This window comes from Pseudomonas sp. BCA17 (assembly GCF_004519405.1).
In the GTDB taxonomy this organism is placed as follows: domain Bacteria; phylum Pseudomonadota; class Gammaproteobacteria; order Pseudomonadales; family Pseudomonadaceae; genus Aquipseudomonas.
The window spans coordinates 585,431-609,424 of sequence record NZ_SGWI01000003.1; the positions used below are offsets into that span (position 1 = coordinate 585,431).

The window sequence follows — 23,994 nt, forward strand, 5'->3', positions numbered from 1 at the left end:
TAATGAGATCCAGAGGTGGGAGCGGGCCCGCTCCCACAGTAGATCCGGTTCCAAAGTGACATGGATTTTGAATCGGACACTGCAATAACGATTCAGCAGGCCAAGCCTTAACCCCTTGATCTGCAATAACTTGAATAGCAGCCGCCGCTACGGCAGGCTTGCACGATTAACGACCCTCGATCGGGAGAGACAACACAATGGCACTTATCAGCATGCGTCAAATGCTGGACCACGCAGCCGAGTTCGGCTACGGCGTCCCAGCTTTTAACGTCAACAACCTTGAGCAGATGCGCGCCATCATGGAAGCCGCTGACAAGACCGACTCCCCGGTGATCGTCCAGGCTTCGGCCGGTGCCCGCAAATACGCCGGTGCGCCGTTCCTGCGTCACCTGATCCTCGCCGCGATCGAAGAATTCCCGCACATCCCGGTGTGCATGCACCAGGACCACGGCACCAGCCCTGATGTGTGCCAGCGCTCCATCCAACTGGGCTTCAGCTCGGTAATGATGGACGGCTCCCTCGGTGAAGACGGCAAGACCCCGACCGACTACGAGTACAACGTACGCGTCACCCAACAAACCGTGGCCATGGCCCACGCCTGCGGCGTATCGGTTGAAGGTGAGCTGGGTTGCCTGGGTTCCCTGGAAACCGGCATGGCCGGCGAAGAAGACGGCATCGGCGCCGAAGGCGTGTTGGATCACAGCCAGATGCTGACCGACCCGGAAGAAGCTGCCGACTTCGTGAAAAAGACCCAGGTTGATGCCCTGGCCATCGCCATCGGTACCAGCCACGGTGCCTACAAGTTCACCAAGCCACCTACCGGCGACGTGCTGGCCATCGACCGCATCAAGGAAATCCACAAACGCATTCCCAACACCCACCTGGTGATGCACGGTTCTTCCTCGGTACCGCAAGAGTGGCTGGCGATCATCAACCAGTACGGCGGCGACATCAAAGAAACCTACGGCGTACCGGTTGAGGAAATCGTCGAAGGTATCAAGTACGGCGTGCGCAAGGTCAACATCGACACCGACCTGCGCCTGGCTTCCACCGGTGCGATGCGTCGCCTGATGGCGACCAACCCGAGCGAGTTCGACCCACGTAAGTTCTTCGGCGCTACCGTAACGGCAATGCGCGACGTGTGCATCGCTCGCTACGAAGCGTTCGGTGCGGCCGGTAATGCTTCGAAGATCAAGCCGATCTCGTTGGAAGCGATGTACCAGCGGTATTTGAAAGGTGAGTTGAACGCTAAGGTGAACTAAGCCTCGCGTTTAAATAGAAGCCCGCAGTGATGCGGGCTTTTTTTTCGGTTGGGATTCGATGCCTGCGCGTGGTTTATTCGTGATCAATATCCAACTTGGCAAACGTCACCCGCGCGCCTTCCTTGCTATCCCCACTGTTGTCCTGCACATACACCCCCGCCTTGAAGTACAACGGCTTGGTCCCCCACGCCGCGCCGATTCGCTCGTTCCATTCTCCGTCGGCGGCATACACGCTGAGCAAGCCGGCTTTGTTGAGGTTGATCACGTAGGTAAAACTCTTCTCCAGCGGCACATTCGACGCGATGGTCACCACGCGGCCTTCGCCGTCATCCGGGCGCATGCGCACCTTGGCGACGATGTTGCCGGTCTGGGTTTTTTCCTTGAACTGGTATTCGAGCTTGATCAGCGGCTTCTGGCTGTCGTAGGCATGAATCTGCCCGATCACGACTTTCCCGGACGATGGTACCTGGTTGACCTCCAGGGTCGCCCGCAGGAAGTTGTTCGCTTCCGGATAGGTCCAGTTGCGCAACCTGCCGTCGGCGTAGGTCTCACGTAATTCACTGCGTGGGTAGATGGCGTTTTCAGTGCGGGTGCCGGTCACTGGTGTCCAGAATTGCACGTTACTGCCTTCGGCCTGGAAATACTGGTCGTTGAAACCGCTCATCAGCTTCGGCGTGTCGATGGTTGCGGGCGGGGAGCCGACAGGAATGCTCAGGTTCCAAGTGGAAAGGTCGATCATGGCGTTGGCCTTATTGCAGGGGGGTTGAAAGCTTTAGCCCGGGGGCTTCACAGATTCTTTATAGGTGGGTTCGCGTCGGTTGTTAAACACTTCCTGGCAATTTATTGGCGTCAACGGAATGCCAAAAAGCCATATGTCGCGGGGGGCGTGGCCTGTAGGGTTTGACCGTTAGTCGGCTTCCTGACCATTGGCGCAATGATGGCATTCACTTCACTTCTGCTTTTTTAGAACCGGGTCTAGAGTGATGCCTCAGTGTTTGTCCGGTTTTAGTCTTAGAAGTGACCGGTGCAGCTCCCAAAGGAAGAGACGTAGCATGGATTGTGCTCCACACCACGGCGATGGCAGTTCGGTTCTTTTGGTGGTCGACGACTACCCTGAAAATCTCATCAGCATGCGTGCATTGTTACAGCGGGAAGACTGGCGGGTAATCACCGCCGCTTCCGGCCTGGAAGCCCTGGAATTACTGCTGGCCCACGAAATCGATCTGGTGCTGCTGGACGTGCGTATGCCCGGCATGGATGGTTTTGAAGTGGCGCGCTTGATGCGTGGCAGCCAGCGCACGCGAATGACGCCGATCATCTTTCTCACGGCCCATGCCCAATCTTCCGCCGCAGTGCAGGAAGGTTATGCCAGCGGTGCCATCGATTACCTGTTCAAACCCTTTGACCCGAATATCCTCAAGCCCAAAGTGCAGGTGTTGCTGGAGCACCAGCGTAATCGGCGGGCCTTGCAGCGCCTGAGCCATGACCTGGAGTCTGCCCGTGCCTTCAATGCCTCGGTGCTGGACAACGCTGCCGAGGGCATTTTGGTGGTGGGTGAGGGCAGCGTCATCCAGTATGCCAACCCGGCGATTTCGCGCCTGCTCAACGCCACAATGGCTGAGTTGCAGGGTGAAAGTTTTCTGAGTTTCCTGCAAAAGCCCCACGTGCCTGCCTGGTTGGGTTTCCCGATGTACGAGGCGTATCGCAAAGGGGAAATGTGGCGCCAGCACGACGCGATTTTGCGTACCCTTCGCGGTCAGCAAGTGCCGGTGGCGTTGTCTTGCGCACCTCTGCCCGTTGAGCAGAAGGCCATGGTGGTGACGGTGCTGGATATGTCCGAAGTACACCATCTTCACCAACAGTTGGAGTTCCAGGCGGTCACCGATCCGCTGACCGGGCTATTGAACCGGCGTGGCTTCCAGCAGGCGGTGGAGAGCACCCTGCTGCGCAGCGAGCGCAATGATCAGTCGCTGGTGTTGTTGTACCTGGACCTCGACGGATTCAAGCGGGTCAACGATACCTTGGGTCACGACGCCGGCGACCGCGTGCTGCGCTGGGTGTCGGAGCAGATGCAGGCGTGTCTGCGTTCCTACGACATTCTCGGACGTATGGGGGGCGACGAATTCACCGCGTTATTGGAGCTTGAGTTCCCGGAACAGGCGGCGAAAATCTCGGAGAAGCTGATCGAGCGGGTGTCTGTTTGTCAGCACCTCGATGGCTTGGATGTCATGCTCGGGGCCAGCATCGGTATTGCGACGTACCCGGACTGCGGTTCGGACTTGAGCGGCCTGCTGCGGGCGGCGGATATCGCGATGTACGAAGCCAAGCGCGCGGGCCGTCAACAGTATCGTTATTACGATAAAGACATGAACGGCCGCGCCCGCTCACGGTTGATGCTCGAAGACAGTGTGCGTACCGCCATCGAGAACAAGGAGTTCACCCTGGTGTTCCAGCCACAGGTGTCGTTGGAAGATGGGCGTCTGCGGGGCGTGGAGGCGCTGCTGCGCTGGCAGCACCCGAGCGTCGGCGACGTTCCCCCGGGGCTGTTTTTACCGTTGCTGGAAGAGGCTCGCCTGATCAGCCAGCTGAGTACCTGGATCTACCAGCAGGTCGCGGCTCAGCGCCAAGCGTGGCAAGTCAATTTTGATAGCGAGCTGGTGTTGAGCGTGAGCCTGAGCATCAGCCAGTTCAACATGCCCAACCTCGTGAACCAGTTGCAGCAGGTACTGGAGCGACATGGGTTGCAAGGCCGGCAGTTGGAGGTGGAAATCAGCGAGGACTGCCTGATGAACAACCTGCAAGAATCCACCAGGCAGCTCAAGTTGCTGCGCCAGCTCGGTGTGCGCATTGCGCTGGACGATTTCGGCGCGGGTCGCTGCTCGTTGGCCCATTTACGCGATCTGGAGTTCGATACGCTCAAGCTGGACCCGCAACTGGTGGCTCGCCTGCCGGGCTCGAAGCGGGATGCGGCGATGGCGCGCAGCATTATCCAGCTGTGTGAACACTTCGATGTGTCGGTCATCGCCGAGGGCGTGGAAACGCAGGAGCAAGCCGTGTGGCTCAAGGCCAATGGCTGCCTGTTTATCCAGGGCCCTTTAGCGGCGCAACCGTTGCTCGCCGAGGAGGTTGCGGCCTGGACCCACCCCCGCCCGCTTTGAATTCGCTACACTGGTGGCCTTTCGAGCCCCGTTGCAGACCCCCATGACTGCGTTGAAATACCTCCAGGCCTATCCCGCCGCGCTCCAGGAGCAGGTGCGCCAACTGATCGCCAAAGACCAGTTGGGCGCCTACCTGGAGCAGCGTTATCCCGAGCGCCACGCGGTGCAGAGCGATAAAGCGCTGTATGCCTACGCGTTGGCACTCAAGCAGGAACACCTGCGCAATGCCCCGGCCATCGACAAAGTGTTGTTCGATAACCGCCTGGACCTGACCCATCGCGCATTGGGTTTGCACACCACGGTCTCCCGGGTGCAGGGCGGCAACCTCAAGGCCAAGAAAGAGATCCGCATTGCCGCGTTGTTCAAGGAGGCGGCGCCGGAGTTTCTACGCATGATCGTGGTACATGAACTGGCGCACTTCAAGGAATCGGACCACAACAAGGCGTTCTACAAACTCTGCGACTACATGATGCCGGGTTACCATCAGGTGGAATTCGACCTGCGGGTGTACCTCACGTATCGCGACCTGCAGGGCAAGCCCTGACCGCACGAGGCGAATGACCATGGATGTGAGCAAGACCAAAAGCAGCTTTTACCGCCGCTTGTACGTGGCGTACTTGATCGACAGCCAGTTGGCCAGCAATGTCCCGGCACTGACCGACGTCACCGGTATGCCCCGGCGCACGGCGCAGGACACGATTACGGCCCTGGCCGATCTGGATATTGTGTGTGAGTTCGAACAGGAAGACGGTGCCCGCAACCATGCCGGGCACTATCGGATTCGCAGCTGGGGTGCGATTGATCGGCGCTGGATCGAGGCAAATCTCGGCCAGATCAAGCAGGTGTTGGGTTACCCCTGAGCGTTGCTCCCGATGGCGTGATCAGGCGCGGCGCATACCAATATGGGGAATATCGTCCTCGAGGTATTCCTCGCCTGCCACCACAAATCCGTACCGCCCGTAGTACCCCTGCAAATGCGCCTGGGCTGACAGAAAGATCGGCATGTCAGGCCAGATATCAGCAATGCGCTTGAGCGCCTCTTCCATCATCTGGTGCCCAAGGCCGGTACCGCGCGCCGAAGGGGCTACGATGACTCGGCCAATTACCACGTCGCCGCCCTGGGACTCCGGGTCCAGCAGGCGCAGGTACGCCACCAGTTCATCATCTTTCCAGGCCATCAGGTGGTGGGTATCGCCTGACAGGTCCTGCCCGTCGATGTCCTGATAAACGCATTTCTGCTCCACGACAAACACTTCGTTGCGCAGGTGCAGGATGGCGTAGAGCTGTTCTTTGCCCAAATCGTCGTGATGCTTACAGACCCAATCAACCGTCATGATGTGTGCTCTTGGAAATACCTGTACCGGATAGTAAGCGCGTCGACGGCTGCTGTCTAAATCGTGCATTTTTGTGAATGGCGTCAATTTGCCATCATTCTCTGCGTCCGGCGCTGACTTCTTTGTGTAATCTGCAATGCAGGTTCATTGATGAGCTACTGTTATCAGGCCATCGCCTGCCCGCCAAGGACTTTGAGCATGCCGCGATTTTCTCGTGCCGTTGCTTTGATTGCAGTGTTGTTGCTGGCCCAGCCCGCGCTGGCGCAGCGTTTGCGCCTGGTCGCGGATGCCTGGCCACCGTTCACTGATTCGACCTTGGTCAACGGCGGTCTGGCCACCGATATCGTCAGCACGGCGTTGGCCCGCGCCGGGTACGCCAGCGATTTCGAGCAGGTGCCCTGGGCTCGCGCGCTGATGGGGGTTGGCGACGGGCGCTACGACGTGCTGATCAATGCCTGGTACGACGATGCCCGCACGCAGCTGGGGGAGTTTTCCGGTGAATACCTGCTCAACCGCGTGCGTTTCATCAAGCGCCGCGACGACCCTATCGACTACCAGAACCTGGAGCAACTGCACGGTGAACCTGTCGCTGTCGTGCGTGGGTATGCCTATTCGTCAGCCTTCGATCAGGACACGCTGTTGCAGAAGGTGCCGGTGCACAACTTCGCCATGGCCGTGCGCATGCTCGCTGCACAGCGCGTCAGGCTGACGCTGGAAGATGAATATGTTGCCCGCTACTACCTGGCGCGGGAGTCGCCCCGGGTGCGCAATGCCGTGGAGTTTCTGCCCAAGCCGCTGAGCGAGAACAGCCTGCATATCCTGGTTAGCCTGAAGAACCCGGACCATGCCCAGATTGTTGCCGGCTTTGATCGGGAGATTGCCAGGATGAAGGCTGATGGCAGTTATGAGCGGTTGATGAAAGAGCACGGGATGTAGTGTTTTTCCCGGACCTCATCGAGGGCAAGCCTTCGCCCACATTTCGATTGTGTAAACCCGACCCAACGTGAGACGGGGCTTGCTCCCGATAGTGGCTCAGACTGCGCCGGTATCCTTGATCAGATGCGCCGCCAACGTGCGCAACGGCCCCAATTGCCGACAGATCAACGCCAATTGCGTCTGCACCAGACGCTGCCCTTCGTCGATCTCATCCGGCATCTGCTCAAGCTCCGCGGCCATCGCTTCCTCGGCATCGCTCTGAATCGCAATGGGCTGCTTGTTGGCCAGCCCCGTGGCGATTTCATCGATGCTCGCCGCCAGGGTATTGCCAGCACCCTCGATCAAATGTTCACGTACTTCGGCCGGCAGTTGGGTTTCACGGTGCGCGCCCAACCCTGACAGATAACTGAGCAAGGTATGGGACAACACCAGGAAGCGGAAACCCACGTCGGCTTCCTTACGGAAGTGCCCCGGTTCCATCAGCATGTTCGCCAGGGTAGTGGACAGCGCCGCGTCGGCGTTGTGTGCATTGCGGCGGGCCAGACGGTAGGCCAGGTCGTCGCTTTTACCGACGGCGTATTGCTGCATGATCTGGCGCAGGTAGATGCTGTTACAGGTCAGGGTATTGGCCAGTACTTTGTTCAGGCGCCGGCCTTGCCAGTCCGGCAGGAACAGGAACACCGCCAGACCCGCGATCACGCTACCGAGCAAGGTATCGAACAGGCGTGGCAGGAACAGCCCGTAGCCGTCGCCTACCTGGTTGAAACAGAACAGCACCATCAGGGTGATCGCCGCCGTGGCCAGGGTGTAGCGGGTGGTGCGGTTGATAAAGAACACCAGGCCGGCGGCGATGGCGAACATCGATTGCACCAGCGGGCTTGGGAACAGGTCGAACAGCGCCCAGGCCACGGTGAGGCCGATGGCGGTGCCGATGATCCGCTGGCCGAGCTTGCGTCGCGTCGCGCCGTAATTGGGTTGGCATACGAACAGCGTGGTGAGGATGATCCAGTAGCCCTGGGACGGGTGAATCAAATGCACCATGCCGTAGCCGATGCTCAGGGCCAGCGGCAGACGCAAAGCATGGCGAAACAGCAACGACGTCGGCGTCAGCTGGGTGCGCAGGCGCGTCCACATCTCTTTGAAGTTGCGCGGCGAGCGGTCGAGCAAGCTGCTGTCGGTAGCGTCGGCCAAGGCGTCGGGGTTGCTGGCGTCGCTCAGCAGGCGGTCGAGCGTGGACAGGTTGGCCGCCAGGGCACGCAGCGAACGCAGCAGGCCGCGCCAGGCCGGGTTGCTCTGGATACGCAGGTGCTCCAGGGATGCATTCAAGTCACCCAGGGCTTCGGCGAAGCTGTCGTCATAGATGAACGGCTGGCGCAGCTGAATAGATTCGGCCAGGGTCTGGCAGGCTTTGCCCTGCTGGCGCAGCAGGCGCTGGCAACGGAACAGCACGTCGCTGTGGAAGAAGGCTTCGGCCAGGGCGTTGTAGGGATAGTGAGAGGAGCTGGCGCGTTCGTGAATGTCCTGGGCGAGGAAATACAGTTTCAGGTAGCGGCTGACTTTCGAACCTGGCCGACCATTGCCCACACGGTGCAGGATGATTTCCTTCGCCGCGTTCAACGCCGCAACTACCCGGCCATTTTGCTGGGCCAATTCCAGGCGCCGTGCTTCCACATCCAATTGGCGAATAGGCTCGAACAGCGACGATTTCAGTTTGAGGTAGCGTCCCAGCTCACGGAACAACCGCGCCAGGCTCTGTTGTACCGGCTGGTTGGAAAACAGCGCCTGCCACAGCACCGACAGCACGCCGTACCAGGCTGCACCGGCCACCAGCAGCAGAGGTTCATGCCAGAAATCCGTGACGGCACCACCACGCTGGTCCACGCCGATCATGGTGTACACCGACAGGATCAGCGTCGCCGAGGCTATCGCACCATAGCGTTCGCCCAGCGCCCCGAGCATGGTCAGGCCGAAACTGGCCAGGGCCAGGGCAATCGCAAAGATCCAGGGGTAAGGGAACAGCAGTTCCACCGACAGTGCCGCGATGCTGAAACACACCAGCGTCACCGCCAGGGCATTGAGGCGGCCTTGCCAGCTGTCATCGGTCTCGGCCAGGGCGCTGGCGATAATTCCCAGGAACAACGGGATCAGCAGCGTCATTTCATCCTGATACCAGCACAGCGCCATGCTGCCGGTGAGGGCGATGAATACCCGTACGCTGTAACTGAATTTATCCAGCGCCCACAGGCGCCGCATGGACTGCTTGAACGAGGTCGATGACATGAAGTCTGGAGTCTTCCGGGACGATGCCGCTAAATTGAGCCAGTAATGACGCCACGGCAAGCGTGGCGATCACATCCGACAGCAAAATTTATTCCCGCCACCCATTCTCAATGTGGAATGCAATCCAAATGGGAAGGGGCTTGCTGCCGATGGAAGTGGGTCAGTCCGCTTATCTGTAGCTGACCCACCGCTATCGGGAGCAAGCCCCCTCGCACATTTTTTGATGCGGTTCCGTCAGGCATATTGTGCGGCGGCATAGCCCGACGCCCAGGCCCACTGGAAGTTGAAGCCCCCCAGGTGACCGGTCACATCCAACACTTCGCCGATGAAGTACAGGCCCGGGCTTTTCAGCGACTCCATGGTTTTGGACGAGACCTCTCGCGTATCCACCCCGCCGAGCGTCACCTCGGCCGTGCGATAGCCCTCGGTGCCCGCGGGCACCAACTGCCAGCTCGACAGCTTGTGTGCGATCTCGGCGATTTCGGCGTGGGTGTACTGCTTCATCGGCTTGGACACGAACCAGCTTTGCGCCAGCAGGTTGGCCATCTTCTTGGTGAAGATTTCGCCCAGCAGGGTTTTCAACTCGCTGTTCGGATGCTCGACCTGTTGCTGTTGCAGCCAGGTGTGGGCGTCATGGTCGGGCAGCAGGTTGATCTCCACCGTGTCGCCGGACTCCCAGTACGAAGAAATCTGCAAAATCGCCGGGCCGCTGAGGCCGCGATGGGTGAACAGGATATTCTCGCGAAAGCTCTGGTCGTTGCAGGTGACCAGGCAATCCACGGAGGTGCCGGACAACTCGCCACACAGCTCCTTGAGCTGATCGGTGATGGTGAATGGCACCAGGCCCGCGCGGGTCGGCAGTATTTCATGGCCGAATTGCCTGGCGACCTGATAACCAAAACCGGTAGCGCCCAGGGTCGGAATCGACAGCCCCCCGGTGGCGATTACCAGGGATTCGCAGCGCAGTTCGCCCAGGGTGGTCTGCAATTGGTAGCTCCCGTCGACCTTGGCGATCTCCTGGATGGAGGTGTCCAGATGCAGGTCTACGCCGGTCTGGATGCACTCATCGAGCAGCATGCCGAGGATGTCGCTGGACTTGTTATCGCAGAACAGCTGGCCGAGTTTCTTCTCGTGATACGGCACGCCGTGCTTGGCCACCAGCCCGATAAAATCCCACTGGGTGTAGCGGGCCAGGGCGGATTTGCAGAAGTGCGCGTTGTGCGAGAGAAAGTTGGCCGGCTCGGTGTACATATTGGTGAAATTGCAGCGGCCACCGCCCGACATCAGGATCTTCTTGCCGGCCTTGTTCGCATGGTCGACCAACATCACCTTGCGCCCACGCCCGGCGGCGGTCAGTGCACACATCAAGCCTGCGGCGCCGGCGCCAATGATCACAACTTCGGTCGAGCGCAAAACGGTGTCCTCATACATGAATCGATACGATTCCCGTAGGAGCGAGCCTGCTCGCAAAAAACTTCAACGATGACGCGTGCTGTCTGGTCAAACGCGGCGCGCCAAGGTTTTTCGCGAGCAGGCTCGCTCCTGCAGGGGGCGTTGGTGTCGTTACAGGATGCGAACGCGCAACGAACGGCCTTTGATCTTGCCGTCATTCAAACGCTGCAGCGCCTGCTTGGCGATCCCGCGCTCCACGGCGACGAACGCCTGGAAATCGAAGATCGCAATCTTGCCGACCTGGGCGCCGGGAATGCCGGCTTCACCCGTCAGTGCACCGAGGATATCGCCCGGGCGGACCTTGTCTTTACGGCCGGCCGCAATGCACAACGTGCTCATCTGCGGCAACAGCGGGCCACCGCTTTGTGGCTTGAGATTGTCCAGTTGGTCCCAGTTCAGCGGGGTTTTCTGCAACTGTTCGATGGCCTGGGCGCGGTGCGCTTCGGACGGCGCCACCAGGCTGATCGCGATGCCCGTCTCACCGGCACGGCCGGTACGGCCCACGCGGTGAATGTGAATTTCCGAGTCGCGTGCCAGTTCGACGTTGATCACCATGTCCAGCGAGTCAATGTCCAGGCCACGGGCGGCCACGTCGGTGGCAACCAGCACTGAAGTACTGCGGTTGGCGAACATCGCCAGCACCTGGTCACGGTCGCGCTGTTCCAGGTCGCCATGCAGGCCAACGGCGGAAATGCCCTTGGCGGTCAGGTGATCCACGGTTTCCTGCACTTGCTGCTTGGTAAAGCAGAAGGCCACGCAAGAGGCCGGGCGGAAATGCGCCAGCACCTTGGTCACGGCGGTCATGCGTTCATCCGGCGAAATCTCGTAGAAACGCTGCTCGATCTGGTCGTCGGAGTGGAACGCCTCGGCTTTCACCTGCTGTGGCGCACGCATGAATTTCGAGGCCAGTTGCTTGATGCTCACCGGGTAGGTGGCTGAGAACAGCAAGGTCTGGCGGCGCGCTGGGGTCTGGCTGATGATGTCTTCGATGGCGTCGTAGAAACCCATGTCGAGCATGCGGTCGGCTTCGTCGAGGATCAGCGTGTTCAAGCCGTCCAGCACCAACGAACCTTTACGCAGGTGCTGCTGGATGCGGCCCGGGGTGCCGACGATGACGTGGGCGCCATGTTCCAGGGAGGCGATCTGCGGGCCGAGGGACACACCGCCGCACAGGGTCAGCACCTTGATGTTGTCTTCTGCGCGGGCCAGGCGGCGGATTTCCTTGGCAACCTGGTCGGCCAGCTCACGGGTCGGGCACATGACCAGGGCCTGGCAGCCGAAATAGCGCGGGTTGATCGGGTTCAACAGGCCGATGCCGAATGCGGCGGTCTTGCCGCTGCCGGTCTTGGCCTGGGCAATCAGGTCCAGCCCCTTGAGGATCACCGGCAAGCTCTGCGCCTGGATCTGCGTCATCTCGACATAACCCAGCGAGTCGAGGTTAGCCAGCATGGCGGCGGACAGGGGCAAAGTATTAAAAGCGGTGGCGATGGTAGTCACGGAACTGGCTCTGCAAAACAAAATGTCGCGTAGTGTATCAGCCCGCCGCGAAATTCCCTGCATGTTCCGGACGAGGGGGGGCGGGCAGTGGCAAGTTGTGAGCGGCAAGCTGCAAGTGTAGAGCGGTAGCTTAAGGCTTGCAGCTTGCAGCTTAAGGCTTCAAGCCTGCATCTTGACGCCGCTTTTAGGCGACAACTGCAGGAAGATCGCTGCCGCCAGCATCGCCATGATGCCCACGGTGAGGAAGGTCAACTGGAATGCGCCGAGTACGCTTTCTACCCCGTCATTGCCGGTTTCGGCGGTAAAGCCGCCGAGCAACGCACCGGCACAGGCTACGCCGAGGCTGAGGGACAATTGCGCGACCACCGACAGTAAGCTGTTGCCGCTGCTGGCCTGGGCGTCGTCCAGGTCGATCAGGGTGACGGTGTTCATTGCCGTAAATTGCAGGGAGTTGATCGCCCCGAGCACCGCCAGCATGCACAACAGCAGCGGGTAGGGCGTTTGCTCGCTCACCAGGCCCATGCTTGCCAGCATGATGCCGAGGAACAAGGTGTTGCCGGTCAGCACGATGCGATAGCCCAGGCGCTCGATCAATGTGCGCGCAATAGACTTGGCAAACATCGCCGCCGCCGCCAGCGGCAGCATGCTCATCCCGGCTTCCGACGGCGAGTAACCCAATGCCACCTGCAACAGCAACGGCACCAGGAACGGCAGGGCGCCGCTGCCCAGCCGTGCGAACAGGTTGCCGAGGATGCCCACGGCGAAGGTGCGGGTCTTGAACAGCACCGGTGAAAACAGCGGGTTATCGATATGCCCGGCACGCAGCCAGTACGCCGCCAGGCACGCCAGCCCGCTGAACAGCAGCAACATCACCCGCAGGTGCGGCAAGTGCAGTTCGCCCAGGCCCTCCATGGCAATGGTGATTAGCACCATTGCCGCGCCGAACAGCACAAAACCGACGCCGTCGAAGCGTGTGCGCTCGCTGCCGCGCAGGTCCGGGATGAGTTTCCAGACGGCGTAGCAGCCGATCATGCCCACCGGCAGGTTGATCAGGAAGATCCAGTGCCAAGTCAGGTATTGCACCATCCAGCCGCCCATGGTCGGGCCAAGCAGCGGCCCGAGCAGGCCGGGGATGGTAATGAAGCCCATGATGCGCACCAGTTCCGAGCGAGGGTAGGCACGTAACACCACCAATCGCCCGACCGGCAGCATCAATGCACCGCCCAAGCCCTGGATCACGCGTGCGCCTACCAGCATGGTCAAGCTGCTCGACAGGGCGCACAGCAGCGAACCAATGCTGAACAGCATGATCGCGCCAAAGAAGATTTTCTTGGTGCCGAAGCGATCGGCGATCCAGCCCGAGGCCGGAATTAGCAAGGCGACGGTGAGCATGTAGGCAATCACCACCCCTTGCATGCGCAGTGGGTTTTCCGCGAGGTCCCGGGCCATGGCCGGGAGTGCCGTGTTGAGAATCGTCCCGTCCAGCGACTGCATGAAGAAGGCAATCGCTACCACCCAGGGTAGCCAGCGGGCGGTCTTGGCATCGAGAGGGGCGCGATTCGGCATGTGGACCCTTTTGTTAGCAGGCTATGTGTCGGCGATTATGCGCCATTCGTTGCGCCTTTTCCCACCAGGAAATCCAGCAGTTCACGGTGCACCGCCGACGCGGCTTCGTTGGATTCAAGGTCCAGCAAGTGGCCCGTGTGTTCGGCCACGGCAAAGCTGCTTCGCCCCACGTATTGCTTGAACAACTGCGCCTCGGCGGCCGGGGTGTATTCGTCCAGGGCGCCGTTCAGGAAATGCACCGGTGTTTCAATCCGCTTGAGCGCCGGCAGGTAGTTGCCATCGCCCAAGGCCAGCACTTGGTGAATGTGGAAGCGCGCCTGGCGGTACTCGGTGGTGGCCATGGTCGACAGGTGTCGATGGTTATTGCGCTTGAGGCGTGGCGACAGGTATTTGCCGACGGTCTCGTTGAGCAGATGCCCGACGGCGGATTTGTCATCGGCCTCGATCAGCACGCGCACGCGTTCCACGTAATCGAGCATGGCCTGGTTAAGGTTGGGCGCCAGGGCCATCACCACCGAGCTTTTGATGGAGGGCGGGTTATGCGCCAGGGTCAGCAAGGTAGAAATGCCACCCCAGGAGGCCGATACCAGATGGTTGACCTCAAAGCGCTCCACCAGGGCGCGGAGTATTTGGACTTCATCGTCCTTGGTCACCAGGTCGAGGTCGGTATTGTGTTCGCGGGAGTAGCCCGAAAAGGGCAAGTCAAACAGCAGCACATTGAAATGCTCGGCCAGGCATTTGCTGGTGCGGGCAAAGGAGCGCGTGGTGGACAGTGCCCCATTGACCATGAGCACGGTGTTTTTTTGCGGATGCTTACCTAGCTGTTCAACGTGGACGTTGTAGTGCTTGAACAGGTTCTTGATGACAAAACTTCCATGGTCCATGTCAACGCTCCAACTTGCTTAATCCCAGGCAAGGTCATGCGTCATAGAGGGACGCATCGGGTGGGTGGCGGGATGCCACTAACCCTTATAACGAGGTTTGAGATGTGCGACAACCAGCCGCACGCAGAGAACGGCGAGATAGGATTTTGCGGTAGGAAGGGGCAAAACGAGGTGTCTGAAATCAATACAAAGCAATGTGGGCAGGCTTGCTCACGAAGGGGGTGGTTCAGTTGGAACATTTGACTGAACCAGCCCCTTGGTGAGCAATCCCGCGTCCACCAGGGGATGTTTTTACAATGTCAGCGTAAGGCGCTTGACCAGCGCCCCCGGCAGCAGGTTTGAGGCCGTGTTGCGCCGGTCGTAAGTGCTCGGCGACAACAGCAATTCCCGCTCAGCGGTCAGCGCTTCCAATTGCGCGCCGAGCAGGTTGTACACGCTGTCATCAAACCGCATGGTACTGACGGGCGCCTTGATCTCGCCGTCTTCCACCCAGAACGTGGCAAAACGGGTCATGCCGGTGAGGCGCCCCGCCGGCAGGTCGGAGTAGTTCAGGTACCACAGGTTGCTGATGTACAGGCCGGTGCCCAACTGCTTGAGAATATCGGCCTGGGTCAGGTTGCCTGCGGCCATTTGCAGCGCACTCGGGGATTCATCACTGCTGGCGCCGTTGGTGCTCAAGCCGTATTCGGCGGCGCTGCGTGAGTTGATCAATTGGCCTTCTGCCTTGCCGCCATTGATCAGCGTAACGTCCGCGCGAGGGTAGCCTTCGGTGGAAAACGCCTGGCTGAGCGAGCCGCTGATTTGCTCATCGAGCGTCACCAGCGGGCTCAACGACTGTTCACCGGCATACAGCTTTTGCAGCGAACTGCCTTTGCTGGCGATGGCCTGGGCGGAGAACCCGCCCCAGGTGATGATGCTGATGATTTCCTCCAGCGCCGCCGGCGCGAGGTAGGCGCGGTATTGCCCAGGGGCCAGTGGGTGCAGTGGGCGACCGAGAAACGCCAGTTGTTCGCGGGCTTGCTGGAAGCGCGCGGCGAACTCGGCACTGTTCCAGGTGTGCCCGGCGTAGCTGGCTTTTACCGCTTCGCCATTGGCGTGGAACAGGCTGAAATCAAAGTTGAAACTGTTGGCTCGATGCCAGCCAAAGGCCCCGTCCGAACTGGCGAAACCCCGACTGATCGGACCTGCGGCGTAGAAACCGACCAGGTCGACACCCTCGGCGGCCTGGTTGATCGCGTCCAATACCTGGGCCAGTTCCGGCAGCGGTCGCGCCTGTTCATTGTGGCTCTTCCAGGCGTTGTGGTTCAGCAGCAGGTACGGGTCCTGCGGCAGCAACGGCAAGGTCTCGCGCAATTGTTGCAGGCCGTCGGCCAGGCGTTGGCGGTCCAGTTCGGGTTCGCCGGACAGGGTGATACCCAGGTCGGCGTGGCGGCCCTCGTTGATCAGTTTCAGGTTGAGGCTGGCTTGTTGCACTTGCCCGGCCTGGCGCACCTGCGCGTGGTTGAAGCGTACGAACTCGGACGCTTCATCCGCGTAGCCCAAATGAAATTGCTCCTTGTCGGTGATGGCCTGCTTGAGCCATTCCACCAGTGCCTTGAAGTTGTTCATCAGGCATCTCCCCCAAATACATCGACATTGCTGAATACACAGGCGGGCGAGGCATGGCCGACTCGGATGACCTGGTTGGGTTCGCCCTTGCCGCAGTTCGGCGTGCCCAGCACCTTGAAGGTGCTGGCGTCGCCGACGGCGCTGAGGTTGCGCCAGAACTGCGCGGAAATCGCCCGGTAGTTGGGGTTTTTCACCACGCCCTTGAGCTCGCCGTTTTCGATCAACTGGCCCCATTCGCAGCCGAACTGGAATTTATTGCGCGCATCGTCGATGGACCACGAGCGGTTCGTCGACATCAGGATGCCGTTTTCGATGCCGCCGATCAGTTGTGCGAGGCTCTTGTCGCCCGCTTCGATGTTCAAGTTGGCCATGCGATCAATTGGTGGACGGTTCCAACTGCTGGCACGACTGTTGGCCACGCCGCCCAGGCCCGAGCGGAATTGCGACAACGCACCGCCCAACGGCTTGAGCAGCAGGCCTTCACGGATCAGGAATTGTTTGCTGGCCTGGGTGCCTTCGTCGTCGTGGCCGTAGCTGGCCAGTTGTTCGGGAATGTCGGGGTCGAAGGTCACGTTGAGCAACGGTGAGCCGTATTGCAGGTGGCCGAAGTCGCTTGCTTTGACAAAACTGGTGCCGGCGTAATTACGCTCGTCGCCCAGGATGCGGTCCATCTCCAGCGGGTGGCCGATGGATTCGTGGATCTGCAGGATCATCTGGTCGGGCATCAGCAACAGGTCGCGCGGGCCGTGGGGCGTGTTCGGCGCGGCAAGCAGTTGCAGGGCTTCATCGGCGATGCGCGGCGCGGCGCCGACCAGGCCGAAGCGGCTGATCACATCGAACCCGCCTTGCTGGCCGAAGTTGCTGCCGCCCAGGGTGCGTGTCTGGCTGTCGTTGCCGTCATAGGCCGTGACATTGACGCCGGGGAACACAAAGCGCTGGGCCTGGCGCAATTGGGCGCCCGCACTGTTGAGGTAGATCTGCTCGACGTGGGTCAGGCCCAGGCTCACGTCCCAGCTGACCAGGCGCTCGTCTTTGGGCACGGCGGCCGATTCGTTGCCCAGCAGCTGGTAGCAGTCGCTCAAGGACGGGAAGGGCTGGTCGAGGTCGGGGGACAGGTAGTCGGCGACGTCGCTGGAGACCGGTTGGTCGCGCAGGTCGAGCAGGGCGTGGGGCTTGATCAGGCGGGCTTGCTGTTCGGCGCGTTCGAGGGCCGCCTGCAGGCCGGCCAGGGAAATATCGTTGGTCGCGGCATACGCTTCCACGCCATTGAGACGCACGGTCAGCATGGCGCCTTCGTCGTGGCTCAGGTGGGGCGGTTCGGCGACGTTTTTGCGCACTGACAAGTATTGGCCGGATTCGCGTACGTAGCGCAGCGAGAAGAATTCGGCGGTGGTGCGCAGGGCACTGAAATGTTTTTTGAGCGTGGCGTGGTGGTCGAACATGGGGCCTTCCTTGTGGGCGGCTCGGCGCGGGCAAGCGAACAGAGTAGCCGATCAAGGAGGAGGTGAGCACCTGTGGCGAGGGAGCTTGCTCCCGCTGGGCTGCGCAGCGGCCCCAAAAGCTTGGGAGCGCTTCGCACTCCAGCGGGAGCAAGCTCCCTCGCCACAAAGTACGTCAGTTATTGCGCAGAGGGCCCACTTCACGCAACGGTTTGCCACGCACCGGCGCATTGCCGGCCACGTAGTAATCGGCGGTGCTGCGCGGCAGTGGCTGGCGGCCACGGATCTTGTCGGCGATTTTCTCGGCGATCATGATCGTCGGCGCGTTCAGGTTGCCGGTGGTGATGATCGGCATGATCGACGCATCGACCACACGCAGACCTTGCATGCCATGCACACGGCCTTCGCCGTCCACGACCGCCATGTCGTCGGTGCCCATCTTGCACGAGCAGGACGGGTGGAACGCGGTTTCGGCGTGCTCGCGGATGAACTTGTCCAGTTGCTCATCGGTTTGCACATCGATGCCCGGGCTGATTTCGCGGCCACGGTAGGGGTCCAGGGCCGGTTGCTGCATGATTTCACGGGTCAGGCGGATGCCGTCGCGAAATTCCTGCCAGTCCTGCTCGGTGGACATGTAGTTGAAGAGAATGCTCGGGTAGTCCCGTGGGTTCTTCGACTTCAGCTGGATGCGACCACGGCTTGGCGAACGCATGGAGCCCATGTGCGCCTGGAAACCGTGCTCTTTCACGCCGTTGCTGCCGTTGTAGTTAATCGCGACCGGCAGGAAGTGGTACTGGATGTTCGGCCATTCGAACTCTTCACGGGTACGGATGAAACCGCCCGCTTCGAACTGGTTGCTGGCGCCGATGCCGGTGCCGTTGAACAACCACTCGGCACCGATGGCCGGCTGGTTGTACCAGAGCAGCGAGGGGTACAGTGACACCGGTTGGGTGCAGGCGTATTGCAGGTACAGCTCGAGGTGATCCTGCAGGTTTTCGCCGACGCCCGGCAGGTCGTGGACCACCGGGATGTCGAGGCTTTCCAGCAGCTTGGCCGGGCCAACGCCGGAACGTTGCAGCAGCTGCGGCGAACCAATGGCGCCGCTGCATACGATCACTTCTTTGCGTGCACGGGCTTCAACGCGCTCTTCGGCTGCCCCGATCAAGTAACGCACGCCAACGGCACGCTTGCCTTCAAACAGCACTTTGTCGCTGAGGGCGTGAGTGACGATGGTCAGCGTCGAGCGCTTCTTGGCGGTGTCCAGATAACCGCGTGCGGTGCTGGCGCGACGGCCTTTTGGCGTGACGGTACGGTCCATCGGGCCGAAGCCTTCTTGCTGGTAGCCGTTCAGGTCTTCGGTGCGCGGGTAGCCGGCTTGCACGCCGGCTTCAACCATGGCGTGGAACAGCGGGTTGTTGCCGGCTTTTGGCGTGGTCACGCTGACCGGGCCATCGCCACCGTGCCAGTCGTTGGGGCCGATGTCGCGGGTTTCGGCTTTGCGGAAATACGGCAGGCAGTCGAGGTAGGTCCAGTCTTCCAGGCCCGGCAGTTTCGCCCAGCCGTCGTAGTCCATCGCGTTACCACGGATGTAGCACATGCCGTTGATCAGGGAAGAGCCGCCCAGGCCCTTGCCGCGACCACATTCCATGCGACGACCGTCCATGTGGGGTTCCGGGTCGGTTTCATAGGCCCAGTTGTAGCGGCGGCCTTGCAGCGGGAACGCCAACGCCGCCGGCATTTGCGTGCGGAAGTCGAAGCGGTAGTCAGGGCCGCCGGCTTCCAGCAGCAGAACGGTGACGCCTTCGTCTTCGGTCAGACGGGTCGCTAAGGTGTTGCCCGCAGAACCTGCGCCAACAATGATGTAGTCGTATTCTTGAGTCATGGGGTCTCCTTGGGAGCGGCAAGCTCCAAGCTTCAAGCTGCTGGAAAGAGCAGCGAGCGGTGTATCTGGGAGGTGCGGCAAACCAAGCTGCTTTTACTTGCAGCTTGAAGCTTGCCGCTTGGGGCTCATCAGAACACTGATGCGTAGTCGCCCAGCTCAACCTGTACCGATTTGATGCGGGTGAAGTTGTTCAGCGAGCTGATGCCGTTCTCGCGGCCAACACCGGATTGCTTGTAGCCGCCGACCGGCATCTTCGCGTCGGATTCGCCCCAGGCGTTGATCCAGCAGATGCCCGCGTCCAACTGATGAATCACGCGGTGGGCGCGGTTCAGGTCTTTGGTGACCAGGCCGGCAGCCAGGCCGAAGTCAGTGTCGTTGGCGCGGCGGATCACTTCTTCTTCGGTCTCGTAAGTGAGGATGCTCATCACTGGGCCGAAGATTTCTTCACGGACGATGGTCATGCCGTCGGTGCAGTCGGTGAATACGGTCGGGGCCACAAATGCGCCTTTGGCGAATTCGCCTGCGGTCAGACGGTCGCCGCCGCAAAGCAGGCGCGCGCCTTCTTCCTTACCTTTGGCGATGTAGCCCAGCACGCTTTCCATGTGGGCAAAGCTGACCAGCGGGCCGAAGTTGGTGTTGTCGTCTTGCGGGTTGCCAACGCGAATGCGCGCAACACGCTCAACGATCTTGGCTTCGAACGCCGCTTGCAGGTGCTTGGGCACGAACACGCGGGTGCCGTTGGTGCAGACCTGACCGGAGCTGTAGAAGTTGGCCATCATCGCGGTGTCGGCGGCGCGATCAAGGTCGGCGTCGTCGAAAATGATCAACGGCGACTTGCCGCCCAGTTCCATGGTCACGTCTTTGAGCGAGGAGCTCGAAGCGCTGGCCATGACTTTCTTGCCGGTGTCGGTGCCGCCGGTGAACGAGACTTTCTCGATGCGCGGGTGCTCGGTCAGCCAGGTACCGACCTCACGGCCGCTGCCGGTCAGGACGTTGAACACGCCAGCCGGAACGCCGGCTTCGGTGTAGATCTCGGCCAGTTTCAGGGTGGTCAGCGAAGTGACTTCGCTTGGTTTGAAGATCATTGCGTTACCGGCAGCCAGGGCCGGTGCGGATTTCCACAGGGCGATCTGGATCGGGTAGTTCCACGCGCCGATACCGGCTACCACGCCCAGCGGCTCGCGGCGGGTGTAGACGAACGAGGTGTCGCGCAGCGGGATCTGTTCGCCTTCGATGGCCGGCACCAGGCCTGCGTAGTATTCCAGCACGTCGGCGCCGGTGACGATGTCGACGTATTTGGTTTCGGAGATGGCTTTACCCGTGTCCAGGGTTTCCAGGGCGGCCAACTCGTCGTTGCGCTCGCGCAGGATGTCGACGGCACGGCGCAGGATGCGCGAACGCTCCATGGCGGTCATGGCAGCCCAGATCTTCTGGCCTTTTTCGGCGCTGACGACGGCGCGTTCAACGTCTTCTTTCGTAGCACGTTGCACTTTGGCGAGAACTTCACCGTTAGCCGGGTTGATGGCTTCGAAGGTGGCATCGCTGCCAGCGTCGGTGTAGCCGCCGTCAATGTAGAGTTTTTGCAGTTCGAAACGGGCCATAAAGTCCTCGCAAGTGCATAAGTGGTTGGCGTTAACCTCCAAAAAGTGCGCCGTAAGGCCTGGCGACACTGATCAGAAGCGTTCAGGGGATGAGCGTTTATGTGTGCTCTAACTCACCTGCTTGGCCAATTGGAAATCCATGTATTCGTAAGCGATCCGTTGCGCCTGCTCCGTGTCGAAAGCGTCTCCCGACAGGGCGCCGCGCAACCACAAACCGTCGATCAGGGCCGCCAGGCCTCGGGCTGCTTTGCGTGCACGCGGCAGCGGCAGCACTCGGCGAAACTGGCAGCACAGGTTGGAATACAGACGCTGATCGTTGATCCGCTGCAACCTGTGCAATGACGGGTGGTGCATGCTGGCGGCCCAGAAGGCCAACCAGGTTTTCATTGCCGGGCCGTTGACCTGGCTGGCGTCGAAGTTGCCGCCGATGATCACCTGCAGGTGCGCACGGGGGCTGTCGTCTTTCAACGCGAGCCTGCGTTCGTGGACGTTCTCGATCAGCACATTCATCAAGTACCGCATCGTCGCGGCGATCAGGCCGTTCTTGTCCTGAAAGTAGTGACTGATGATGCCGTTCGAGACGCCGGCCAAACGGGCGATCAGCGCAATGCTGGCATCCCCCATTCCGACCTGATCGATGGCCGTCAACGTGGCTTCGATCAACTGCTGGCGGCGTATGGGTTGCATACCGACCTTGGGCATGTAGCACCTCTCCTTAGGCCTGCGGCGGGCGTTGGACGTCCGTCGGCTTGAAGGCCAGTCTATTTTGTTTTGATTGAACGTTCAATCAACAAAGAATAAGATCTGCGACAAATGGTCGCTGCCTACAGGTATTTCCTACCTGCGAGCCGCAACATCTGACACCTGCAAAAACCCTTGAAACAGGCCGTATCAGGGCCTGGCCACCGCTTCGGTGGGGTACAAGAATTTTCGGGGTGTCTTTATAACACCCGTCCGTCGACTGCCGAAAAATCGATGTCCCGGGATAACCGTTGCCTTGTGTTTCTCTTTCGCACTGCCCGGAGCATCTGCGCCATGAGTTCTGCCTCTCTTATAAAGACCCCACCGGAAAAGGTGCGGGTCAACGGTTGGGTGTTTTACACCTCCACCGCGCTGATTCTATTGCTGACCGCCATTCTGATCATCGCCCCGCAGGAGGCCGGGCGCATGCTCGGTGTCGCACAGGCGTGGCTTTCCAAAAGCTTCGGCTGGTACTACATGGTGGTCATCGCCGCCTACCTGGTGTTTGTGGTGGGGCTGGCGTTTTCGTCCTACGGCAAGTTGAAACTGGGCAGCAAGGACGACACCCCGGACTTCAGCTACGGCGCCTGGGCCGGCATGTTGTTCTCGTCGGGCATCGGCATCTCGCTGTTGTACTTCGGCGCCTCGGAACCGTTGGACCACTACTTCAACCCGCCTGAAGGCGCTGCCGCCAGCAACAGTGCGGCTCGCCAGGCACTGCAACTGACCTTCCTGCACTGGGGCCTGCATGGCTGGGCGATCTACGCGCTGGTCGGCTTGGCCGTGGCGTACTTTGCGTACCGTCATAACCAGCCGCTGGCCTTGCGTTCGGCGCTGTACCCGCTGGTGGGAGAGCGTTGGGTAAAAGGTGCGGCCGGCCACGCGGTGGACGGTTTCGGCATGTTCGTGACGCTGCTGGGCCTGGTGACGAACCTGGGGATTGGTGCGATGCAGGTGTCGTCCGGGTTGGAAAACCTGTTCGGCATGGCGCACAGCAACACCAATCTTTTGATCGTGATCATCGTGATGAGCACGGTGGCGACCATTGCCGCAGTGTCGGGTGTGGAAAACGGCATTCGCCGGCTGTCCAACCTCAACATCGTGCTGTTCAGCGGCCTGCTGATCTTCGTGCTGTTGTTCGGCCCGACCCTGCAGCTGCTCAACGGCTTCGTGCAGAACATCGGCGACTACATGAACGGCCTGGTGCTGAAAACCTTCGATCTGTATGTGTACGAGGGCGATGCCAACAAGACCGAGCGCTGGATGGGCCTGTGGACACTGTTCTATTGGGCGTGGTGGATTTCCTGGGCGCCATTCGTGGGCATGTTCATCGCACGTATTTCCCGTGGTCGCACGGTGCGTGAACTGGTGGCCGGCGTGCTGCTGATTCCGCTGGGCTTCACCCTGGCGTGGTTGTCGATCTTCGGTAACTCGGCCCTGGACCTGGTGCTCAACCACGGTGCGGTGGAGTTGGGCAAGACGGCGTTGGAACAACCGTCCATGGCGATCTACCAGCTGCTCGAGCATTACCCGGCGTCGAAAGTCGTCATCGGTGTGTCGATCTTTGTGGGCTTTGTGCTGTTCCTGACCCCGGCGGATTCCGGCGCGGTGATGATGGCCAACCTTTCCTGCAAAGGCGGCAACGTGGACGAAGACGCGCCGCATTGGCTGCGTATCTTCTGGTCGGCGGTGATCACCCTGGTGACCATCGGCCTGCTGTTTGCCGGTAACTTCGAAGCCATGCAGACCATGGTGGTGCTGGCCGGGCTGCCGTTCTCGGTGGTGCTGATTTTCTTCATGTTCGGTTTGCACAAGGCCATGCGTCAGGATGTGGCCATCGAACAGGAGCAGGCGCAACTGGCCGAGCGTGGCCGTCGTGGTTTCAGCGAGCGTTTGACGGCACTGGACCTGCAGCCGAGCCAGGGCACCGTGCAACGCTTCATGGACAAGCACGTTACGCCGGCGCTGGAAGAAGCGGCGACGGCATTGCGTGATCAGGGGCTGGAAGTGCAGACCTTGCTGGGTAAGTCCAAGCGCTGCATCGGTGTGCGCATCGAGATGCCGGAGGGCAATCCGTTTGTCTATGAAGTGAGCCTGGACGCTTACTCGTCGGCACCGAGCGACCTGCCCGAGGAAGAGCGCACCCGTTACTACCGGGCCGAGGTCTACCTGCACAACGGGCCTCAGGAGTACGACCTGATGGGCTTTACCCAGGAACAGATCACCCGGGATGTGCTCGACCAGTTTGAAAGCCATCGGCAGCTCCTTGGCCGTGTCTATAGCTGATAGTTGAGCCTTGTGGTGTCCTCACTGACACCACTGGAACTAAATGTGGGAGGGGGGTTGCCCCCGAT

Annotated in this window: 18 protein-coding genes; 6 read left to right on the forward strand and 12 right to left on the reverse strand. The window is 60.6% G+C overall.

The genetic code is table 11. The features are described 5' to 3' along the window. Positions 1-197 precede the first annotated feature (197 nt). Positions 198-1,262, forward strand: a complete 1,065-nt coding sequence (gene fba / locus EXW71_RS15260) for a class II fructose-bisphosphate aldolase (RefSeq protein WP_134659111.1) — start codon at positions 198-200, stop codon at positions 1,260-1,262. 73 nt (positions 1,263-1,335) lie between these two features. Here the strand turns inward: fba and EXW71_RS15265 are convergent, their stop codons facing one another. Then, the gene (locus tag EXW71_RS15265; protein ID WP_123717223.1) at positions 1,336-2,001 is read right to left on the reverse strand and encodes a polysaccharide lyase family 7 protein; all 666 of its coding nucleotides are present in this window, start codon (positions 1,999-2,001) and stop codon (positions 1,336-1,338) included. Positions 2,002-2,314: 313 nt separating this feature from the next. Between EXW71_RS15265 and EXW71_RS15270 the strand changes: the two genes are divergently transcribed. From EXW71_RS15270 to EXW71_RS15280, 3 genes are read left to right on the forward strand one after another with little or no spacing between them, the layout of a single operon-like run. Next, positions 2,315-4,420, forward strand: coding sequence for a bifunctional diguanylate cyclase/phosphodiesterase (locus EXW71_RS15270; RefSeq protein WP_134659108.1), 2,106 nt, complete (start codon positions 2,315-2,317; stop codon positions 4,418-4,420). Between the two features lie 43 nt (positions 4,421-4,463). Further along, positions 4,464-4,964: a M48 family metallopeptidase gene (locus EXW71_RS15275; protein WP_123717225.1), complete on the forward strand. Its 501-nt coding sequence runs from the start codon at positions 4,464-4,466 to the stop codon at positions 4,962-4,964. Between the two features lie 19 nt (positions 4,965-4,983). After that, the gene (locus EXW71_RS15280; RefSeq protein ID WP_123717226.1) at positions 4,984-5,280 is read left to right on the forward strand and encodes a helix-turn-helix domain-containing protein; all 297 of its coding nucleotides are present in this window, start codon (positions 4,984-4,986) and stop codon (positions 5,278-5,280) included. Between the two features lie 21 nt (positions 5,281-5,301). On the opposite strand, the gene EXW71_RS15285 is transcribed toward EXW71_RS15280, so the two are convergent. Continuing rightward, positions 5,302-5,754 carry a GNAT family N-acetyltransferase gene (locus tag EXW71_RS15285; protein ID WP_134659106.1) on the reverse strand — a complete coding sequence of 151 codons (453 nt, stop codon included), beginning with the start codon at positions 5,752-5,754 and terminating at the stop codon, positions 5,302-5,304. 198 nt (positions 5,755-5,952) lie between these two features. Here EXW71_RS15285 and EXW71_RS15290 point away from each other — a divergent pair, with 198 nt between their 5' ends. Further along, positions 5,953-6,690: an ABC transporter substrate-binding protein gene (locus EXW71_RS15290; protein WP_123717228.1), complete on the forward strand. Its 738-nt coding sequence runs from the start codon at positions 5,953-5,955 to the stop codon at positions 6,688-6,690. Between the two features lie 96 nt (positions 6,691-6,786). Here the strand turns inward: EXW71_RS15290 and yccS are convergent, their stop codons facing one another. From yccS to betI, 10 genes are all read right to left on the reverse strand, one after another. After that, positions 6,787-8,970, reverse strand: coding sequence for a YccS family putative transporter (yccS, locus tag EXW71_RS15295; protein WP_134659104.1), 2,184 nt, complete (start codon positions 8,968-8,970; stop codon positions 6,787-6,789). Positions 8,971-9,204: 234 nt separating this feature from the next. Continuing rightward, positions 9,205-10,383: an NAD(P)/FAD-dependent oxidoreductase gene (locus tag EXW71_RS15300; protein WP_134659102.1), complete on the reverse strand. Its 1,179-nt coding sequence runs from the start codon at positions 10,381-10,383 to the stop codon at positions 9,205-9,207. Between the two features lie 150 nt (positions 10,384-10,533). After that, positions 10,534-11,871 (reverse strand): ATP-dependent RNA helicase DbpA, encoded by a 1,338-nt coding sequence (gene dbpA / locus EXW71_RS15305; RefSeq protein WP_248731085.1) that lies wholly within the window; start codon positions 11,869-11,871, stop codon positions 10,534-10,536. Positions 11,872-12,078: 207 nt separating this feature from the next. Then, positions 12,079-13,485, reverse strand: coding sequence for a multidrug transporter subunit MdtD (mdtD, locus tag EXW71_RS15310; protein WP_134659100.1), 1,407 nt, complete (start codon positions 13,483-13,485; stop codon positions 12,079-12,081). 35 nt (positions 13,486-13,520) lie between these two features. Then, positions 13,521-14,369 carry an alpha/beta fold hydrolase gene (locus EXW71_RS15315; RefSeq protein ID WP_123717232.1) on the reverse strand — a complete coding sequence of 283 codons (849 nt, stop codon included), beginning with the start codon at positions 14,367-14,369 and terminating at the stop codon, positions 13,521-13,523. A 291-nt stretch (positions 14,370-14,660) separates the two neighbouring features. Next, on the reverse strand, positions 14,661-15,977 hold the full coding sequence (locus EXW71_RS15320; RefSeq protein ID WP_134659098.1) for a TldD/PmbA family protein: 1,317 nt from the start codon (positions 15,975-15,977) through the stop codon (positions 14,661-14,663). Beyond that, positions 15,977-17,419: a TldD/PmbA family protein gene (locus EXW71_RS15325; protein ID WP_134659096.1), complete on the reverse strand. Its 1,443-nt coding sequence runs from the start codon at positions 17,417-17,419 to the stop codon at positions 15,977-15,979. Before EXW71_RS15325 ends, EXW71_RS15320 begins: the two co-directional genes overlap by 1 nt. Positions 17,420-17,591: 172 nt before the next feature. Then, the gene (betA, locus tag EXW71_RS15335; protein WP_123717235.1) at positions 17,592-19,298 is read right to left on the reverse strand and encodes a choline dehydrogenase; all 1,707 of its coding nucleotides are present in this window, start codon (positions 19,296-19,298) and stop codon (positions 17,592-17,594) included. Between the two features lie 128 nt (positions 19,299-19,426). Next, positions 19,427-20,899 carry a betaine-aldehyde dehydrogenase gene (gene betB / locus EXW71_RS15340; RefSeq protein ID WP_134659094.1) on the reverse strand — a complete coding sequence of 491 codons (1,473 nt, stop codon included), beginning with the start codon at positions 20,897-20,899 and terminating at the stop codon, positions 19,427-19,429. A 108-nt stretch (positions 20,900-21,007) separates the two neighbouring features. Continuing rightward, positions 21,008-21,601, reverse strand: coding sequence for a transcriptional regulator BetI (gene betI, locus EXW71_RS15345; RefSeq protein WP_123717237.1), 594 nt, complete (start codon positions 21,599-21,601; stop codon positions 21,008-21,010). Positions 21,602-21,991: 390 nt separating this feature from the next. Here betI and EXW71_RS15350 point away from each other — a divergent pair, with 390 nt between their 5' ends. Next, on the forward strand, positions 21,992-23,926 hold the full coding sequence (locus EXW71_RS15350) for a BCCT family transporter (RefSeq protein WP_256657130.1): 1,935 nt from the start codon (positions 21,992-21,994) through the stop codon (positions 23,924-23,926). Positions 23,927-23,994 lie beyond the last annotated feature (68 nt).

Coding starts and splice junctions, on each gene's coding strand:
- EXW71_RS15275 (WP_123717225.1), top strand. CDS start 4,464: ATGACTGCGTTGAAATACCTCCAGGCCTATCCCGCCGCGCTCCAGGAG.
- EXW71_RS15290 (WP_123717228.1), top strand. CDS start 5,953: ATGCCGCGATTTTCTCGTGCCGTTGCTTTGATTGCAGTGTTGTTGCTG.
- EXW71_RS15315 (WP_123717232.1), bottom strand. CDS start 14,369: ATGGACCATGGAAGTTTTGTCATCAAGAACCTGTTCAAGCACTACAAC.
- betI (WP_123717237.1), bottom strand. CDS start 21,601: ATGCCCAAGGTCGGTATGCAACCCATACGCCGCCAGCAGTTGATCGAA.
- dbpA (WP_248731085.1), bottom strand. CDS start 11,871: ATGCTGGCTAACCTCGACTCGCTGGGTTATGTCGAGATGACGCAGATC.
- EXW71_RS15320 (WP_134659098.1), bottom strand. CDS start 15,977: ATGAACAACTTCAAGGCACTGGTGGAATGGCTCAAGCAGGCCATCACC.
- mdtD (WP_134659100.1), bottom strand. CDS start 13,485: ATGCCGAATCGCGCCCCTCTCGATGCCAAGACCGCCCGCTGGCTACCC.
- EXW71_RS15265 (WP_123717223.1), bottom strand. CDS start 2,001: ATGATCGACCTTTCCACTTGGAACCTGAGCATTCCTGTCGGCTCCCCG.
- betB (WP_134659094.1), bottom strand. CDS start 20,899: ATGGCCCGTTTCGAACTGCAAAAACTCTACATTGACGGCGGCTACACC.
- EXW71_RS15285 (WP_134659106.1), bottom strand. CDS start 5,754: ATGACGGTTGATTGGGTCTGTAAGCATCACGACGATTTGGGCAAAGAA.
- EXW71_RS15270 (WP_134659108.1), top strand. CDS start 2,315: ATGGATTGTGCTCCACACCACGGCGATGGCAGTTCGGTTCTTTTGGTG.
- fba (WP_134659111.1), top strand. CDS start 198: ATGGCACTTATCAGCATGCGTCAAATGCTGGACCACGCAGCCGAGTTC.
- EXW71_RS15325 (WP_134659096.1), bottom strand. CDS start 17,419: ATGTTCGACCACCACGCCACGCTCAAAAAACATTTCAGTGCCCTGCGC.
- EXW71_RS15280 (WP_123717226.1), top strand. CDS start 4,984: ATGGATGTGAGCAAGACCAAAAGCAGCTTTTACCGCCGCTTGTACGTG.
- betA (WP_123717235.1), bottom strand. CDS start 19,298: ATGACTCAAGAATACGACTACATCATTGTTGGCGCAGGTTCTGCGGGC.
- yccS (WP_134659104.1), bottom strand. CDS start 8,970: ATGTCATCGACCTCGTTCAAGCAGTCCATGCGGCGCCTGTGGGCGCTG.